Annotated in this window: 15 protein-coding genes, 1 tRNA gene and 1 pseudogene; 8 read left to right on the forward strand and 9 right to left on the reverse strand. The window is 33.6% G+C overall.

What is annotated here, in order from left to right; all coding sequences use genetic code 11:
- Positions 1–74: 74 nt before the first annotated feature.
- The 3 genes and pseudogenes from AASI_RS05570 to AASI_RS05580 form a co-directional block, all read right to left on the reverse strand.
- A complete protein-coding gene (locus AASI_RS05570; protein ID WP_202943298.1) occupies positions 75–605 on the reverse strand; it encodes a tetratricopeptide repeat protein in 531 nt (176 codons plus the stop codon).
- Positions 606–636: 31 nt separating this feature from the next.
- Positions 637–1,296: a hypothetical protein gene (locus AASI_RS05575; RefSeq protein ID WP_044282856.1), complete on the reverse strand. Its 660-nt coding sequence runs from the start codon at positions 1,294–1,296 to the stop codon at positions 637–639.
- A gap of 399 nt (positions 1,297–1,695) precedes the next feature.
- Positions 1,696–2,519: pseudogene (locus tag AASI_RS05580) on the reverse strand (IS982 family transposase).
- Positions 2,520–2,800: 281 nt separating this feature from the next.
- Here AASI_RS05580 and AASI_RS08855 point away from each other — a divergent pair.
- Complete coding sequence (locus AASI_RS08855) at positions 2,801–3,082, forward strand: KGG domain-containing protein (protein WP_012473194.1); 282 nt, start codon at positions 2,801–2,803, stop codon at positions 3,080–3,082.
- A 94-nt stretch (positions 3,083–3,176) separates the two neighbouring features.
- On the opposite strand, the gene AASI_RS05590 is transcribed toward AASI_RS08855, so the two are convergent.
- Positions 3,177–3,250: transfer RNA gene (locus tag AASI_RS05590), tRNA-Asn, on the reverse strand.
- Between the two features lie 174 nt (positions 3,251–3,424).
- Here AASI_RS05590 and mltG point away from each other — a divergent pair.
- The 5 genes from mltG to rnhA all read left to right on the forward strand — a co-directional run bounded on the left by mltG (position 3,425) and on the right by rnhA (position 8,167).
- Positions 3,425–4,468, forward strand: coding sequence for an endolytic transglycosylase MltG (gene mltG, locus AASI_RS05595; RefSeq protein ID WP_187146255.1), 1,044 nt, complete (start codon positions 3,425–3,427; stop codon positions 4,466–4,468).
- 67 nt (positions 4,469–4,535) lie between these two features.
- On the forward strand, positions 4,536–5,423 hold the full coding sequence (locus tag AASI_RS05600) for a YihY/virulence factor BrkB family protein (RefSeq protein ID WP_012473196.1): 888 nt from the start codon (positions 4,536–4,538) through the stop codon (positions 5,421–5,423).
- A 177-nt stretch (positions 5,424–5,600) separates the two neighbouring features.
- Positions 5,601–6,803: a M20 metallopeptidase family protein gene (locus AASI_RS05605; protein WP_012473197.1), complete on the forward strand. Its 1,203-nt coding sequence runs from the start codon at positions 5,601–5,603 to the stop codon at positions 6,801–6,803.
- 306 nt (positions 6,804–7,109) lie between these two features.
- Entirely contained in the window at positions 7,110–7,703 is a 594-nt protein-coding gene (locus AASI_RS05610) for a MarC family protein (RefSeq protein WP_012473198.1), read from the forward strand.
- 5 nt (positions 7,704–7,708) lie between these two features.
- On the forward strand, positions 7,709–8,167 hold the full coding sequence (rnhA, locus tag AASI_RS05615; RefSeq protein WP_012473199.1) for a ribonuclease HI: 459 nt from the start codon (positions 7,709–7,711) through the stop codon (positions 8,165–8,167).
- Positions 8,168–8,220: 53 nt separating this feature from the next.
- On the opposite strand, the gene AASI_RS05620 is transcribed toward rnhA, so the two are convergent.
- Positions 8,221–9,231: a glycosyltransferase family 2 protein gene (locus AASI_RS05620; protein ID WP_012473200.1), complete on the reverse strand. Its 1,011-nt coding sequence runs from the start codon at positions 9,229–9,231 to the stop codon at positions 8,221–8,223.
- Between the two features lie 5 nt (positions 9,232–9,236).
- Entirely contained in the window at positions 9,237–9,560 is a 324-nt protein-coding gene (locus AASI_RS05625) for a YbaB/EbfC family nucleoid-associated protein (RefSeq protein WP_012473201.1), read from the reverse strand.
- A 440-nt stretch (positions 9,561–10,000) separates the two neighbouring features.
- Here AASI_RS05625 and AASI_RS05630 point away from each other — a divergent pair, with 440 nt between their 5' ends.
- Positions 10,001–10,690, forward strand: a complete 690-nt coding sequence (locus AASI_RS05630) for a hypothetical protein (RefSeq protein ID WP_012473202.1) — start codon at positions 10,001–10,003, stop codon at positions 10,688–10,690.
- 142 nt (positions 10,691–10,832) lie between these two features.
- Complete coding sequence (locus tag AASI_RS05635; RefSeq protein WP_012473203.1) at positions 10,833–11,363, forward strand: HIT family protein; 531 nt, start codon at positions 10,833–10,835, stop codon at positions 11,361–11,363.
- A gap of 321 nt (positions 11,364–11,684) precedes the next feature.
- On the opposite strand, the gene murC is transcribed toward AASI_RS05635, so the two are convergent.
- The 3 genes from murC to AASI_RS05650 all read right to left on the reverse strand — a co-directional run bounded on the left by murC (position 11,685) and on the right by AASI_RS05650 (position 16,899).
- A complete protein-coding gene (murC, locus tag AASI_RS05640; RefSeq protein WP_012473204.1) occupies positions 11,685–13,088 on the reverse strand; it encodes a UDP-N-acetylmuramate--L-alanine ligase in 1,404 nt (467 codons plus the stop codon).
- A gap of 20 nt (positions 13,089–13,108) precedes the next feature.
- Positions 13,109–14,203 (reverse strand): undecaprenyldiphospho-muramoylpentapeptide beta-N-acetylglucosaminyltransferase, encoded by a 1,095-nt coding sequence (gene murG, locus AASI_RS05645; RefSeq protein WP_012473205.1) that lies wholly within the window; start codon positions 14,201–14,203, stop codon positions 13,109–13,111.
- A gap of 215 nt (positions 14,204–14,418) precedes the next feature.
- Positions 14,419–16,899, reverse strand: a complete 2,481-nt coding sequence (locus AASI_RS05650) for a tetratricopeptide repeat protein (RefSeq protein WP_187146256.1) — start codon at positions 16,897–16,899, stop codon at positions 14,419–14,421.
- Between the last annotated feature and the right edge of the window lie 579 nt (positions 16,900–17,478).

Here is a 17,478-nt window from a genome sequence, read left to right on the forward strand (position 1 = left end):
TCATATTCCAGACAAATAGAAGATAAACATGGAAGAAAACATACAGCTAGAGAATAAAAATCTATGTAAAGCATCTAACCTCTTAAGTTAATCAACAAACTCAAAAGTAAAAGTATTATAGTAAAAGCGCATTTGATATACCATTTCACAGCTTGTTGGAGATCTCTTCGTACTCCTTTTCCCCTTGTATACATTACACCTAAGTTAAATTGTGCTGCTGGCTCCCCTTGCTCAGCGGCTTTTTTTACCCATATTGCAGCTTGTTGAAGATCTTCGCGCACTTCCTCTCCACGATAATACATATACCCCAGGCTAAATTGTGCTTTTGAATTTCCTTGTTTAGCAGCTTTCCTAAACCATTCTATAGCTTGTTGAACATTTTTCGGTATTCCTTCTCCACTTCTATACATTACACCTAAGCTATTTTGAGCATTTACATAACCTTGCTCGGCAGCTTTCCTAAACCATCCTATAGCTTGTTGAAGATCTTTTCGTACTCCTTTTCCCTCCTCATACATTACACCTAAGTTAACTTGTGCATCTGCATTCCGCTGTTCAGCAGCTTTTAAATACAATTCCCTGGCTGCAGTATAATCTTGTGACACCCAAACCCCATGATAATACATGTCCCCTAATTCAACGTGTGCTTTTGCATCTTTTTTCTTTTTTCTTATTCTTAATATCCTTTTTAGATTCTCCAATACTATTATCCCCTTGGTAGGTTTTGGAAGATATGTTATTTGTCAATTCCTCTCTCTCAACTTCAATGTTTGGATTGAGATCAGCTAAAGATATATATTTATAATTCCTCTGAGCGTCCTCATTTTCATCATTTTTTTCGCTTCGATCATCTATTTTCTGTTTGCCTTTAATATCTTTTTTTACTGTTCTACTACCACCCATTAAACCCATGTGTCCCACATATATATATCCTTTTTCTTGGCCTTTAGGTAAATTCACCTGTATCTGTTGTTTGCTGTTTATTTCACATAAAGACATGCCTTGTTCTATATACATAGGCAAAGTATAAGTTTTACTAAAGCCTGTAGGCAAGTTTTCCTCTATTATAGCTTGTAACTGGCCTGTTTCTTTATACGATATAGTGACTATATGACCTTCTTTAGAGACCAGTACCTTATCCACTATGTGATTAATAGCAGGATGGTCTGTTTTTCTTTGCTGAAGAGGAATAGAGGAATTACTAAATCCAGAACAACTTTGTAGATATAAACTGATTAGTAAAATAAGGGGTATTGATCGATGGCCTGCCATGCAATAGTTTTCTTTTATACTCATAACACTTATTATTTAAATTTGAGAGAAAAGTTATCTAAGATAGTATTTTAGATTATAAACAGCACATCTACAAGTAAATTATTAAAAAATGGTTAACTGCCTTTGTATACTTACAACAAGTAAGCTCCTTAAACACATTTCTTTTTGATTGTTTCCTGTATCAAACCTCTTTTGAAACTGCTAAAACACCTTTTCTAAATAAGTTTTTAATTTATATATATAAATTCCTACAAAGAACCGCTTATAGAGGCTGTAAATCAAGCATATTTAGATACTTTATAGCAGCATCAACGTACAACCCCCTAATGGAGTACCTGTAAAGTTTCCAATTGTTATTGAAATACAAGCGCTGAGTTGATGTAAAACTTCTGAAAGGCAATACATATATAACCTAAGTTGCTAGATAAGAAAAGCTTTGTTGATTTGAAAAGCTAACAAAAACAAGAATATTTTGATCAGAAAGCCTTGGAAGGTAACAGCATAAATCTTCCTTAAGAAAAGACCTTTAATACCACTAGTGCTAGTCTCTATCACTTTTCGCATGCGCTCTTTGAGATAAGCCAGAGAAGGTGTATCCTGTCGATAAGCATTCGCTTTACGCTGAGAATAAAGCTTAATCTCTTCATCAGCCAACATATCTTCTAGATGGTAGTTGGTATAAGTCGAGTCAGCATAGAGTACACTACCAGCAGGCAAACAGAAAAGTAATTAATCCAACCCTTTAACATCTGCTTGACTGCCAGCCACTATTGAGAATTCAACTGGGATATCACTGCTAGTTGTAACCAATTGCACTTTAATGCCATAAAAGTAACGGCTCATAGAGGCTTTGTAACCTCGATAAGCCTCACCTTGCAATAATTTACATCGGCTGATACGTATGTTATCACATACAGGAACGGGAAAGGAATCCAACACAAAATCCTTACAAGTAGCTACTTGCTTGATTAAAGTACCTATTGCTAAAAAAAGGTCGTTATCTCTTCTCCTATAGCGTGCAAACAGCGATTGTACCTACTTTTATCGAGCATGTTAGGGATAAGCCTAGTGGAATGCATAAACGATCGGGCTTTGTCAAGATGCCCGCCAAAGTATAAGGCTGAGACGATAGCTGTTGTTAGTAGCTCTACATCTGACAATCTCCTTTTTTTATCTTCCTAATGGTGCAAATACTTCAGTAGATGGTCAATAAATGAGTATAGTACTATTGATTTTTCAATCATAATGGACTCCGGTTTATTGGTTTATACAAAAACAAGATTGGAAGTTTTTTTATTTTTTTACCTACTATTAACTAGCAACTTAGTCTATATAGATTACCACTCGCCTATTATCGATTTTTAAATTGAGATATTTAATTTGTTGCTCTATAAAATTTAGCTGTCGCTTGGTATACAGGCGGCTTACATGAATTTTATTTGCCTAATTGATTGCATATTCAAAAATAATTTGTAATTTAGGTATGAAAAGTAAATATTATTAACCATCTAGCAAGGAAAAAAATATGGAAAACAAACATAATAATAACCAAGGAAATGGTAATAGTAACAATACCCAAAACCGTGGATTTGCTTCAATGCCACATGAAAAAGTACAAGAAATAGCTAGTAAAGGTGGGCATACAACAACAGAAAATACACATAACCGTGGTTTTGGTTCTATGCCACATGAAAAAGTGCAAGAAATAGCTAGCAAAGGTGGCCATACAACAACAGAAAATACACATAACCGTGGTTTTGGTTCTATGCCACATGAAAAAGTGCAAGAAATAGCTAGCATAGGATAGTATAGCAGAAGAATTTAAGGAAAGGAAAAAATAGTTATGTTTTACTTTTTTGTAGTTTAATCTCAATAAGGCAACACAAAAAAAGCAAATGGTGCTCCCCCTGCTGGACTTGAACCAGCGACCCTCTGATTAACAGTCAGATGCTCTAACCAACTGAGCTAAGGAGGAATAAATGTCTAAAATATGCTTACCTATTTTAGATTGTTGCAATATAAACAAAACTACGAAAACGACTATAAATTTCTCACATAAAAGTTTACATAAATTTTAATATCTACAGAAGTTAAGTGTAATTTTGCATCAAATAGTTTATTTCTAAAGTTCTACATGCAGCCGAAAAGTTTGTTCACAATAAATAAATGGTTTCAAATTATTGTAAGCTTATTGTTAGTTATGCTTACCTACGGCTTTATATGGAGTTATCGGATTATACAAAAACCTAATATTCTAGTAGGGCAACCATCTAGACTACTCTTTATACCACCCAATACTACTTTTAATACGCTTCAAAATACGTTATATAAAAATGGATATATAACTGACAGCACATCTTTCAGACTGACGGCTCATCTTTTAAGATATGATCACAAAATTTTACCTGGAGCTTATAGACTTTCTTCTGGAATGAGCAACTGGAAAGCAATCCAACTTTTGAGAGCTGGCATACAAGAACCAGTTAACATTATTTTGAATAATATAGCTAATAAAGAAGAGCTAGCTACTAAAATCACGCAAAACATTGAAATAGATGCTATAACATTCCAAAAACTATTAGATGATTCAAAGTTTTTGCAAGCTTATGGATTTACACCAGAAAATATCTTAACAATGTTTATACCCAATACTTATAATGCATATTGGACTATTTCTACTGAAAAGCTATTTAAGAGAATGTATGCTGAGTATCAGAAATTCTGGAAAGGTGAGCGTTTGGAAAAAGCTAAAAATTTAAATTTGACACCTATACAAGTATCTATTCTAGCTTCTATTATAGAGAAAGAAACCAACAAACTAGAAGAAGCGCCCCTGATAGCAGGTGTGTATATCAATCGTTTAAGAAGAGGCATGAAACTTCAGGCTTGCCCAACTCTATTATATATTGCTAATGACCCTTCAGCAACACGTGTGCTACATGCCTATATACATATCAATTCTCCTTATAACACTTACCTTTATAAGGGTCTTCCACCTGGCCCTATTACCATGCCATCTATTGCTATGATAGATGCTGTACTCAATTATCGACATCACGATTACTTATATTTCGTAACCAAAGAAGATTTTTCTGGTTATCACTACTTTGCTAAAACTTTTAAAGAGCATAAGGAAAATGCAAAGAAATATAGAAGAACGCTTAAAGAAATATTAGCTGCCAACAAAGAGTAACCTTATTAATAGATATTGTGCTTTTAAGTTGCTGGTAGATTAAACAAATAGATCTAAACAAGTTATTATGTATACTGGATATTTTAGACGATGTATTAGTAAAAACAGTCATTATTGTTCAATCCTTCTACAAATTTTTAAAGAATTATGGCATAGAATACTAGCAAACGATATATTAGAACGGTCCTATGCAGTAGCGTTCAACTTTACTTTAGCCATATTTCCTGCTACCATATTTATCTTTACACTCATACCTTATATTTCTATTCCTGAATTAGTCCCCAAGCTTATTGACTTTTTTAAAGAAGGGATACCAGAAACAATATATGGAGCCCTGGCACCTACCATACAAGATACACTTAGCAAACATAGAAGTGGATTGTTATCTTTTGGATTTATCTACTCACTATACCTTTCTAGCAACGGAATAATGTCTCTAATAAAAAATTTCAATTTAGTTGATCAACCTATGTCACACTATAAACGTAGCTATTTGCAACAAAGAGCTATTGCAACCATACTTACTTTAGCACTTATGTTAGCACTTTTTAGTAGTATATTACTACTAATAGTAGCTCGGCAAATACTAGACTATATGGTTAATTACGAGTTAATCACCCACAAAGTACACATTAGCATACTCCCATTTGCAAGCTCCATTATTGTATTTTTAATATTTTTTATAGCCATTGCAGGCATATATTATCTAGCACCTACCAATAAGCAAAATAGAAAATTTATACTAATAGGAGCCTTAATAGCCACGTTAGGATGTTTATTAGCATCGCTCGCATTCTCCTATTATGTTAATCATTTCGTAAAGTATGGGCTGTACGGCTCTTTGGGTGTCATGATTGCTTTAATGCTTTGGTTATTTCTCTTATCTCTAACATTGCTAATAGGATTTGAACTGAATATTACCTTAACCAGAATACTGGGCACTTCTAAACAATAAATACATTTGAAATACTTTTATCTTCTCAATAAGAGATTATACAATTATTGGTTAACAGTCACTACAAGAATACTTTTAAATGAATAAATCGAAAACATGTAAATTGTATATTGCAGAACGTTAATTAACTTAATATACTTTTTATTAATTTTTTTACCACAAAGCAAATTTAAGCTTATGAAACAGTTAAGAGATCGTGTTCAACAACTTGCACAAGCCAATCAAGCTCAAATAGTTGCCATTAGAAGGCATTTACATGAAAACCCAGAACTCTCTTTTCAAGAATTTAATACTGCAAAATTTATAGCAAAGACATTAAGAGAATTTGGATTTGAAGTACAAGAAGGCATTGCCAATACAGGCCTTGTAGTAGTTATTAAAGGCAAAAATCCTTCTAAAAGAACTATTGCACTACGTGGTGATATAGATGCATTGCCTATACAGGAAGAAAATACAGTTTCTTATAAATCTAAAGTCGAGGGTGTCATGCATGCCTGCGGACATGATGTACATACATCCTCTTTAATTGGTACAGCACTTATCCTTCATAGCCTACAAGCAGAGTTTGAGGGTACTGTTAAGCTTATATTTCAGCCAGCAGAAGAAAAAGCACCTGGCGGCGCTATAAACATGATTAAAGAAGGAGTGCTCCAAAATCCAGCACCTGCTATCATATTGGGCCAACATGTATGCCCTATTATACCTATAGGAAAAGTAGGTTTTACTAAGGGCACAGTAATGGCGAGTGCTGATGAAATATATATTACTGTAAAAGGCAAAGGTGGCCATGCAGCTTCTCCACATGCTGCGGTTGACCCTATCCTCATTGCCTCTCATATTATTGTAGCCTTACAACAAATTGTAAGTAGGAACACAGATCCCTTAAAACCTTGTGTATTATCTATCTGCCAAATTAAAGCTGGAGAAGCAACCAACGTTATTCCTGAAATAGTAAATTTATCAGGAACAATCCGTACCGTAAGTGAAGAATGGCGCAAAGAAGCACACAAAAAGATAACCCATCTTTGCCAGAGTATAGCTGAAGGTATGGGAGGTACTTGTGAAGTCAACATAGGGCAAGGCTATCCACCTACTTACAATCATCCTGTAATGACCGAAAGAACATTCGAAGCAGCATGTAATTATATGGGACATGATAATGTACATTATATGGATATGAATATGGGAGGAGAAGATTTTGCCTATTATGCTCAACAGATACCTGGCTGCTTTTATATGATAGGCATACAAAATATAGATAAGGGTATTAATTCCTTTGTACATACGCCAACATTTGATGTAGATGAGAAGGTTTTAGAGATAGCACCAGGACTTATGGCATGGTTAGCGTTACATGAGTTAGCTGTAAGCGAAGACTAAGATTATATGTTCACATATGGTAAGGGAGCATATTGCAAATCTTACCATAAAGGTGGAAAGCACCTAACTAAGTTCCATAAATTATAGTTGGTTAAAATATAAATTTTAGCAGTATAAGATGCTTGTTTACATATAAAAAAAATTTTAGTTTATTGCAACCATTAATTTATAATAAATCACCCAGATATTTTTTTATATAGCCTAGCCTTTCTATGTTTGTTCGGCCCTTGTTTAGCAAGCCAACCATAGGATATAAGCTTATTAAAGGTGGCCATTTATTAAATTTATATAAGTTATACATATACCATGAATACACTCTATTCATTTTTTATAGCATTTAACATTAAGAAATTTCTTACAGCTTTTTTCATACTCTTTGCTGTAATAGATGTACTAGGCTGTACAGCTATTATTATCAATATGAGAAACAAGATAGGATATATCCATGCCAGAAAAACAGCTACTGTAGCAGGTGTTATCATGGTTACCTTTCTATTTTTAGGACAAACCATCCTAGACTTGTTTTCTATTGACATGAGCTCATTTATTATAGCCGGTAGTATTATCTTATTCCTCCTTGGATTAGAAATGTGTCTGAATATTTCCATTTTTAAAACAGATACAGATGCCAACTCCTCCTCTATTGTTCCATTAGCATTCCCTATCATAGCAGGTACTGGCACTTTATCAACCCTTTTGATTTTAAGAGCAGAATGTGAAACTATTAATGTATTATTAGCTAGTTTGGTAAACTTAGTACTGATCTTTTTAGTACTAAAATACTCAGAATGGATAGAAGCAAAGCTTGGTAGATTAGGCGTGAGCATTATTCATAAAATGATGGGAATTATACTTATAGCCATTGCTATTAAAAGGTTTAAAATGTATCTCTTTATTTAACCAAAGTGATTACCATTTATACAGACGGTGCTTCTAGTGGAAATCCAGGCCCTGGTGCTTATGCTGCTATTTTACAGTACAAAGACTATAGCAAAGAACTAGTACAAGGATTTAGAAATACTACCAACAATCGTATGGAATTATGGGCGGTTATTGCTGGCTTAGAAGCTTTAAAGAAAGATAAACAACACATAGTAGTTTATTCAGACTCTCGCTATGTAGTAGATGCTGTTGAAAAAGGTTGGCTTCAAAGCTGGATAAAAAAAGGCTTTAAAGGTAAAAAGAACATAGATTTGTGGAAAAGATTTTGGAGTTTATATGTAAACCATCATATTACGTTTAATTGGGTTAAAGGCCATGCAGGAGATCCTAAAAATGAGCGTTGTGATAAGCTAGCTACTGGACGTATAAGAACTGGCCCTTTAGGTATAGATGAATGCTATGAAAGTGAGCTACAAGTCTAGAAGAGCCAAAAAAAGCTATATGTCTCCCTCCTATTCTTATCAATCTTAATTTGCTATTTGCTAAACTTAGCTTGGTTTAAATCAGAAAACTTTTTTTTTCCTTGTATAAAGTAAACAAAAGGAAGGATGCCATGGTACACTTGCTTGACCTGCTGTGTATTTAAAGTTGGTTTATAATTCTTTTTTAGTTTAAAGAAATCGATCTGTGCTTGTAAAATAGCCCAACTGTGTTTAGCTCGCCCTTGCAAAACAGCTTGCAAAGCTGCTAACAAATCTAATATGATACGCAAAATGTGTTTCCAGCTTAAAAAATGGCTTGGTGTGTTTTTATAAAGAACAAGCGCTCGATTTCTAAATTTCAGATAAGTTTTATATGGGTTATCTATACCAATAGTTGCACTTCCAACATGGAATACCTTACTATTGCCACAATAATAAATCTTATACCCATACTGTTGCATACGCCAGCAAAGATCAATTTCTTCATAGTAGGCAAATAAAAGTTTATCAAACCCACCTAGCTCCCCAAAGACGCTAGCTCGTAGAAACATGCAAGCGCCACTAGCCCAAAACACTGCACGCGTATCATTATACTGACCTAGATCTTTCTCTATACTAGTAAATAAACGCCCCCGACAAAAAGGATAACCTAACAAATCTATAAATCCCCCTGTTGCACCCGCATATTCAAATTTCTCATGCTTATGGTATGATAATATTTTAGGTTGGCAAGCAGATACCTGCTCATTTCCTTCCATTAACTCTAAAACAGGTTCTATCCAATTACTAGTAACTTTAACATCTGCATTCATTAATATATAGTATTTAGCTTTAATTTCTTGTAAAGCCAAATTATACCCACCAGCAAAACCTTCGTTCTTAGTATGGCGTATACACTGTATATGAGGAAAATTAGTAGATAAAAAATTAATAGAATCATCTACCGATGCATTATCTACTATTACTACCCTATAAGGATGGCTATGTTGTATTACACTGGGTAGAAACTTTTGTAAAAGAGCTTTGCCATTATGATTAAGTATGACAACTACTGCTTTTTCCATTAGATCTATAACAATAGGTCCAAAGGTAAGTTTCCTAACATGCCTGCTGTATGCGATTGTACCATTTCTTTTGTTTTGTTTTCTACACTCTGTATAGCCATATTAACAGCAGCTACAATTAAATCTTGTAGCATTGCTTGCTCTTCAGCCTGAATAATGCTAGGATCTATCTCAATTTTAAGGATTTTCTTATTACCATTGACAGTAGCCTTAACTAAACCTGCACCTGATTCCCCAGTGGCTTGTAAATGTGCTACCTTTTGTTGCACTTCTTGAATTTTGGCTTGCATTTCTTTTACCTGCCCAAACATTTGCATAAAATTTGTCATACAATCAGTGTTTATAAAAATTTTAGTTTAACTGTATATACTAAACAATATATTAAGGTAGCCAACTAGATTATGATATAAAGTAACAGATATCACCCGAAATAATAAAATTGTGAATCCCCCTATTTCTTAAACTTAATTTGTTTTAGTATGAGATAATGCTGTAATACTATGCGATTATCCTACTTATATTACCTACTATAGATTATCTAAGAAGATACGGATGCTTGCTACTTTGTAATATGTAAATAAGTAAACTTAGCCATAACAATTCTAAACTTAGCTGATTTTTGTTAACTTTATAAGAGTAATATAACGTTTAGTATAAAAAAATATTGAAGTAGTTTACAACTAGAAATTATTTTATAAATTTAACTTCAGTTTATATTACTAATCACTATCAATAGAAATAAATTTACGTCTTTTTAATACTTATTAAAATGAAACTAACCTTACAAGACTTAATAGCTGTTTGGGGGCCTATAGGAGGACTATTTGGCTTTATGTGGTATCATTTTAGTACAAGGTTTGAGAAAATAGATGGCAGGTTTGATAAAATAGATACAAAATTTGAGAAAACAGATACAAGGTTTGATAAAATAGATAAAAGGTTTGATGAAGTAGATATAAGGTTTGCACAAATAGATACTCGTTTTAGGGAAATAGATATAAGATTCACTCAAATAAACACGCATTTAATACAAATTCACAAAAGTTTTGAGGAAATTGATAAAGGATTTGGGGAAACAAAGGTAAAATTCAAGGAGCTAGACTTAAGTTTTACTTCTATGCAGAAACACCTTAGTGACGTAGATAGTAACCTAAATAATAGAATAGATGATCTAGAAAAAAGGATAAGTGAGAAAGTAGAAAGGTCTAATATCATGTTGAATGAAAAAATTGAGCATGTAACTAAGCAGTTGAGTGAAAAAATAGATAGTGTAGATAAAAAGCTAAGTGAAAAAATAGAAAACACAGACAAAAAGCTGAGTGAAAAAATAGACAATGTAGACAAACGATTAGGAGAGAAAATTGATTTAGTCAGAGATCGTGTCAGTCGTATTGAAGGTCAACTAATTCCTACTAAAATTGTTCCTTTTGAAGAAATAAGACCTAAGAAAAAAGCTTAAGATATAATTTAGGTCCTTACATATAGGAAGCTATATAAATTCTCGTAAAAAAACTCATGATATTAGACCTTTCTACTTTCTCACTTATCCTTTTTTCTAGATCATCTATTCTATTATTTAGGTTACTATCTACGTCACTAAAATGAGTAAACTATTGCTTTATCCTATTATTGTTAGTTGCTTATCTTTATTTATATATTTCTTAGTAAAAAAATCTATTAGCTCCGCTGTTAACAACTATTGTGCTTTTTGTACTACGATGGTCCTGGAACGTCAAAAATTCTATGAAGATGATCGTATCATTGCACTTTATACTTACAAGCCCATTTTACCTGGACACTGCCTTATTATTCCTAAAAGACATATTGAACGATTTGAAGAGTTGACTGATGAAGAAATTATGCAAATGGGTCAAGTTATTAAAAAGGTAAACCAAGCAGCTAAGCAGGTGTTTAAAACTTCATCTTATATATTATTACAGAAAAATGGTCTTGAAGTTGGCCAAAGTGTTCCCCATGTACATTTTCATTATGTACCTCGAGTGTCTGAAGATAACTCCATGCTAAAACTTTTACTAAAACTATACATTACCAATTTAAAAAAGCCCCTCCCTACTGAAAAACTTTACCATTTTACAAATATGATGAAAGAAGCTATAGAAGAAGCTGAATAAGCTATAGCTTTTACTAAAACCTAGACAAAAAAGATCCAGAAAACACTTGTATGTGCAATTTTACTGGTCTACGGTTCTACTTTCCTCTTAAAATAATAGCTAAAAGTATATTTCCCTTTACTTTAGGCAAGTTTGCCTGTAAGATTTAGCATCTTTGTTTTCTCCATGCTACTACTCTAGATACGGAGTTCTAACTTTTGCTCTAGTAATTTTTTCCTTATTAAACATGCCCCTTTCGCTGTATGTATACCGTAAGTTTCTGTATAATGTTCCTGGTGGTTTAATGGAATTAGGCACAAGGCAAAAACACAATTAGTAAACTTAAGTGTAATTTTTAAGTAAAAACTCTCTGACCGGTTGTATAAACTCATCTGCATCACCTGCTCCTAGATTTACAACCACTTCTAATTTATCTACCTGTGCAAGCTGCAAAACCAAATCTTCTTTTGTACAAGCGTACTTATAAGGCAAAGTTATATGCTGCAAGATAGCTTCTGAATTTATTCCTTCAATAGGCACTTCACGGTCGCTATAAATATCTAGTATCAATACACAGTCTGCTAAGCTAAGGCTTTGTGCAATTTCCTGTAAAAAATCTTTTGTCCTACTATACTGGTTAGGACGAAAAATTACTGTAACCTTTTTGTTTGGATATAGTTTTCGGATAGTAGTAAGTAATGCTGTTATCTCAACAGGATGATGTCCATAATCATCAATAAAAACTAAGTCATTACGTTGTATAATGAGGTCAAACCTTCTTGCTATTCCCTGGAAGGTATGTATGGCTTCTCGAATAATTTCAGGTGCTATTCCTATATGCAAGCATGCCGTAATAACTGCTAACGCATTTTCTATATTATGGTACCCTGGTACCGGCAATTGTATATCTCTAATAACAAACTTTTCACTTATATAGTCAAAGCAAAACCTTCCTGTTTCACTAATATATATATTATCAGCGCAAATCGGTGAATCTTTCAATGCATATTGAATAACCTGTGCTTGGGTAGGATATGACTCATCATCTATTAATCTCTTTGCAACATCATGGTGTAGGATAGCAATTCCTTGTTTAGGAAGCCTACTTAGAAATTGTTTAAATCCTTCTTCAAAGCCATCTTGGTCTTTATATATATCCAAATGATCTGGGTCTACTGTAGTAATAATTGCTATATCGGGATGCAATTTTAAGAAAAAGCGATCAAATTCGTCTGCTTCTATAACAATGGAGCTTTCCTGTTCTGTATTAGAACTTGCTATAAAATTACTATTATAATTTTTGGCAATACCCCCTAAAAAAGCAGTTATATTTCTATTGGCATGACATAAGACATGTGCAGCTAAAGAAGTACTGGTTGTCTTACCATGAGTACCTGCTATGGCTAATGTGAAGTGATTCTTTGTAATGATATCTAGTATATCACCTCTTTTACACAAATTGTATCCATGGTCAGATAAATATTGCCAAATAGGATGAGTTGCAGCAATTGAAGGTGTATATAAAACTAAAGTCTCGTGTGGATGATCCAAAATAGCAGTAGGAATAGCATCTATGGTTGCTTCATAGTGTATTGATATGCCTTCTTGTATTAGCTGGTCAGTAAGCAACGTTTGTCCTTTATCATAACCAAATACTTGAGAACCTTCTCGATGAAACCATCTAGCAAGCGCACTCATACCAATACCACCAATACCTAATATATAAACGTATTTATAATGTTCCATTTAACCTATTTGTTAGTATGCTATACTAAATCTTCTATAAGACTGGCTATACTTTCTGCTGCATGTGTCTTAAAACAGCTACTCAAATTTTCTACTAGCATACGTTGACGCTGCTTGTCTTTTGCTAGTTCTAAAATAGCTGGAACAAGCTTGTCAGGGACTTCATTATCTTTAATTAAAATAGCGGCATTTTTAGTAACCAAAGGTAATACATTTTTCATCTGATGGTCAGCAGTCACATTAGGAGAAGGAATAAAAATAGCTGGTTTCTGGGCTGATGCAATCTCTGCAATAGATATGGCACCAGCCCTAGACACAACAATATTTGCAGCTGCAAATGCTAAATCCATGCGCTCTATGTAAGGCAATATTTTAAAATTCTTATTGAAAGCTGGGAAATCAGCTTGCTGTATGGTTGAAAAATAGGCATTACCAGTAGATAGGATTACTTGTATAGTATGTTTTTCAAATATATGAGCCGCTTTAATAATTGATTCGCTAATAGCTTGTGCACCTAGACTTCCACCCAAGACAAGTACAGTAATAATGCCTGGCTCAAGCCCAAAGTATTGTAAGCTTGGCAGATAATTATCAGCCTTATCTGTTAGAAATGCTCTTACAGGGTTTCCTGTTAGCACAACTTTATTACTAGGAAAATAAGCATCCATACCCTCATATGCTACACATATTTTATGAGCATATTTGGCAAGTAACCTGTTGGCAACACCCGCATAAGCATTTTGTTCTTGTAGTACAATAGGTATATGCATACGAGCAGCCATATATATGGTAGGAAAACCTGCATAACCCCCTGTACCTATCACAACATTTGGTTTAAAGTCTTTTATAATGCGCTTAACTTTCCATAAGCTAATTAACACCCATATTGGTAAAGCTAGGTTTTTCCATATATATTTGAGTTTACGATTTATACCTCTAATAGGCAACCCTACAATAGGATAGCCTGCAGCAGGAACCTGGCTCATTTCCATTTTCCCCCCAGCACCTACAAATAAAATTTGGTTTTCAGCATTTTTCTGTTTGAGCACATCAGCTATGGCAATACCGGGGTATACATGTCCGCCTGTTCCTCCCCCACTAATAATAACTTTCATAAACAGCTTTTTAATCGTATGTAGGTTATAGATACCTATCAATAGAACAATTTGGTTAATGTTGTCTTTATAAATTTAAATTCCATTTTATAGCTAAAATACTAATTTTATGGATAAATGGCTTATGAGAGTTTACGGACTAACTTCTACACCCATCTATAGACATGTATAGTAGTTATACTTTTGATAACATATATTAATCTACTTATACTAATTTAATCAAAAATATAACTGTGTTTTGCTTTAAACTGCTTATTACGTACGAACAGTCCTTTTTCAATTTGTTTGAATAATAGTTGATAAAAACTCATAAACTGTTTTTTCTTATCTTCAAGTAATTTTAATTTGACATTAAATAAGTTAATTATTCTGATTTTTCCATTCAACTCTTTTAAAAACATCTGTTCCTTTATCTTCTCATCTATATGCAACTTAGATAGTACTTTTTTAATCTCTTTTGCTTCACAAATTAACTTTACCTGTGCTTTTTTATAAATAGATGTGATTATCTCTAATAGATTAAGTGCTTCATTATAATGAGTTTGATAAACCTGTTCCTCTAAAAGCTGGTCTGCAAACCGAACATTTGATTCTCCAAAGCTTATATAATTCTTTTCTTGATATTCATATTCCTTTACGTAGGGGATAACACCTGTTTCCGTTTGACGTTCTTGTATTATGCTTTTAAAGCTTGGATCCTTAAAATTCATGAAATTTATCAACAAGCCAGATTGAGACTTTAATTGTTGTCCCCACTTCATAAGTTCATCTATTATCTCTTTTAATCCTTGAAACAAGTCAGGTAACATATCAGCATGCCTCCCTATAAGTGAGTGCTTCTCTCGTGCTCGCATACGTCGACAACTAACAAGAAGATCTTTACCCAAAGCCTCAAAATCTCTTTTAACTTGGTTATACATTAAAGGATTATTTAAGTTAATTTCAAATTTATCCAATAACCATGCTTTATCTTTTGCTTGTAAAGCCCAAAAAATTGCCTGAGCAAAATCTTGTTCAACATATTCTCCCTTAAAATACACTTTTACTAAACGCTTCTGAGCTGCAACCATCCCACCCTCAGCTGCTTTTATATATAACTCTATAGCTTTTTTAGAATCTTTAGCTGTACCAAGCATACCATAGTAATATATGTCTCCTATTCTCTTTATTAAATAGTGGTCACTTAATAAAGTCTTATTTCTATAGTCAGTGGCCATATTAAGCCATTCTAAACCTAATTCAACATTTTGCTCTACTCCTTTACCTATACAATATATCAATCCTAATGCCGCTTGCGCATTTTTATCTCCTTCTTTATCTGCTACTTTAGCAAGCCACTCTATTTCTTTTTTCAAGCCCTCTTCTTCGTCCATTTCTTCTTCAACCTCAGCTTTATCAAATAAAATACTGGCTATGTATATATCCCTTAAATTGTACTTGGAGCGTATAATCCCTTGGTTAGCTGCTTCTATATGCCATTTAACTACCTCTTTTGTATTCTTCTTAATACCTATCCCATGCTTATAAACTTGTCCTAGCATATAATAAGCTAATCCAAAATTTTTCTCAGTTGCTTGAATAAGGCATGCTAGTCCTTGGTCACTATTTATCTGTACACCTTTACCTGCCAAATACATCATTCCTAAATTGGTTTGTACCAAAGAATCTCCTGCTTGCGCATGCTCTATTACACTATCAACAAACAAGTTACAAATAGCATCATCTTTGATCTGATTTGGACGGCTTAGCAATATATAAATGTAACGCCCATCTTGCTGTACTTTTTCTCTAATTCCCTTCCAATTATATGGATCAGCTAATTTTAGCAAGCTTAAAAAAGAGCCTTCTGCCATAACCTTTCTAACCATTAGCTCTTGCGCATATAAATCATTCTCATTCGCTCGCTTAGCTAACTCTTGGTTGCTCATGTTATTATATCTAGCAGGTATAACCATCTTTTCTAATTCTAACCGTGCATCAATTTTTTCTCTATTTTCTACCTCCCTTAATGTCACTTTGTGTTTAGCATTGTTTAGATAGAAAGCAGTTGTTAGTTCTTTTTGTGGCTTGCTCCCCACTTTTATATGGCTATGTTCACCTGTTAGTGTTGTAAATGTATTCCCATAATTTACTGGCAACACATCTAGTGCCTCTAACTCCTCCATTCTATGTATTTCAGCACTTTCTAGCAGCATTAAGTTATTTTCTGGCTCTATTATAGTATGCTCCCAGCTTACATTAGCTGAACTAATTAACATCCCTGCTTCATTGAAAAGCTCAAAGCATATTTTTGCATTAGTTACTTCTAACCCTGGAATAAATGTAAAAGGTATTAGAATCTCTTCACTTTCCAAATTTATCCTCTCTTCTCTTGTAAAATAGCTCAACGGTTGGTCGATGTTTGTTGCTCGCTCATGCCGCCCTGCGCCATTTATATAGTCTATAAAACTAGTAGCATCTCTTTCTGTTGTAGAAAACAACCTAACTCTTAATCTATAGTTACCAATTATAGCTTCATTTCTCCTTGCTCCCAAGCTAATATAGACTTCCATTTTTCTATCCTGTCTTGAAGTGACGTTCATTATCAAACCTTCCCCATGCCTTTGATTTACTACTTCTGTTACACATGTCTGGTAGCTGCTGCTTGCTACAATAAGTAATATGCACAAAACAATACGCCTCATATATAGACACATACCTTTTTGATTAACTTTTATTAATGGGACTTTACACATATTTCTATAAGAAATATTTTTGATCGGGGAATGATGTCTTTTCAGTGGTTGATACAATTTTTCTTACCTAAATTTTTATTAATGCCGGTTAGTAATTGAGAAACTTTTATACAAAGCTGTCGCTTACTAATACAAAGAACATTAGCTGGCGCAAAACTATATACAATTAAGCATAATCTTTATGTTAATCGCTATTTTAATATACCTTTGCCTGTATATGTATATATCAATCTAATTTGTATCAGTTCTCCTCTTCGCTTTACAAAGTGAAATAGAGGATGGATATATTTTACCCTTATTCTTCTTCAGGGCCCTGTTCATCATTTTCTTGAATAAGAATTATAGTTGTATTCTTGAAACTTCATACTACGCATTTCTGCCTCTTGTACAATTACGGTAACTACGTTGCCATAATAATTTCAAATTGTGTGGCTGCTTCTTTAGTTTCTTCTAACTGTTATGGAAAGTACTAATTCCGTTTGGGCTATAGCAATTTCTTAACTGGCTGCTTCCTTTAAAACTAGAATTCTGGCTGCTAGC

Origin of the sequence: Candidatus Amoebophilus asiaticus 5a2 (assembly GCF_000020565.1) — a bacterium.
GTDB lineage: Bacteria > Bacteroidota > Bacteroidia > Cytophagales > Amoebophilaceae > Amoebophilus > Amoebophilus asiaticus.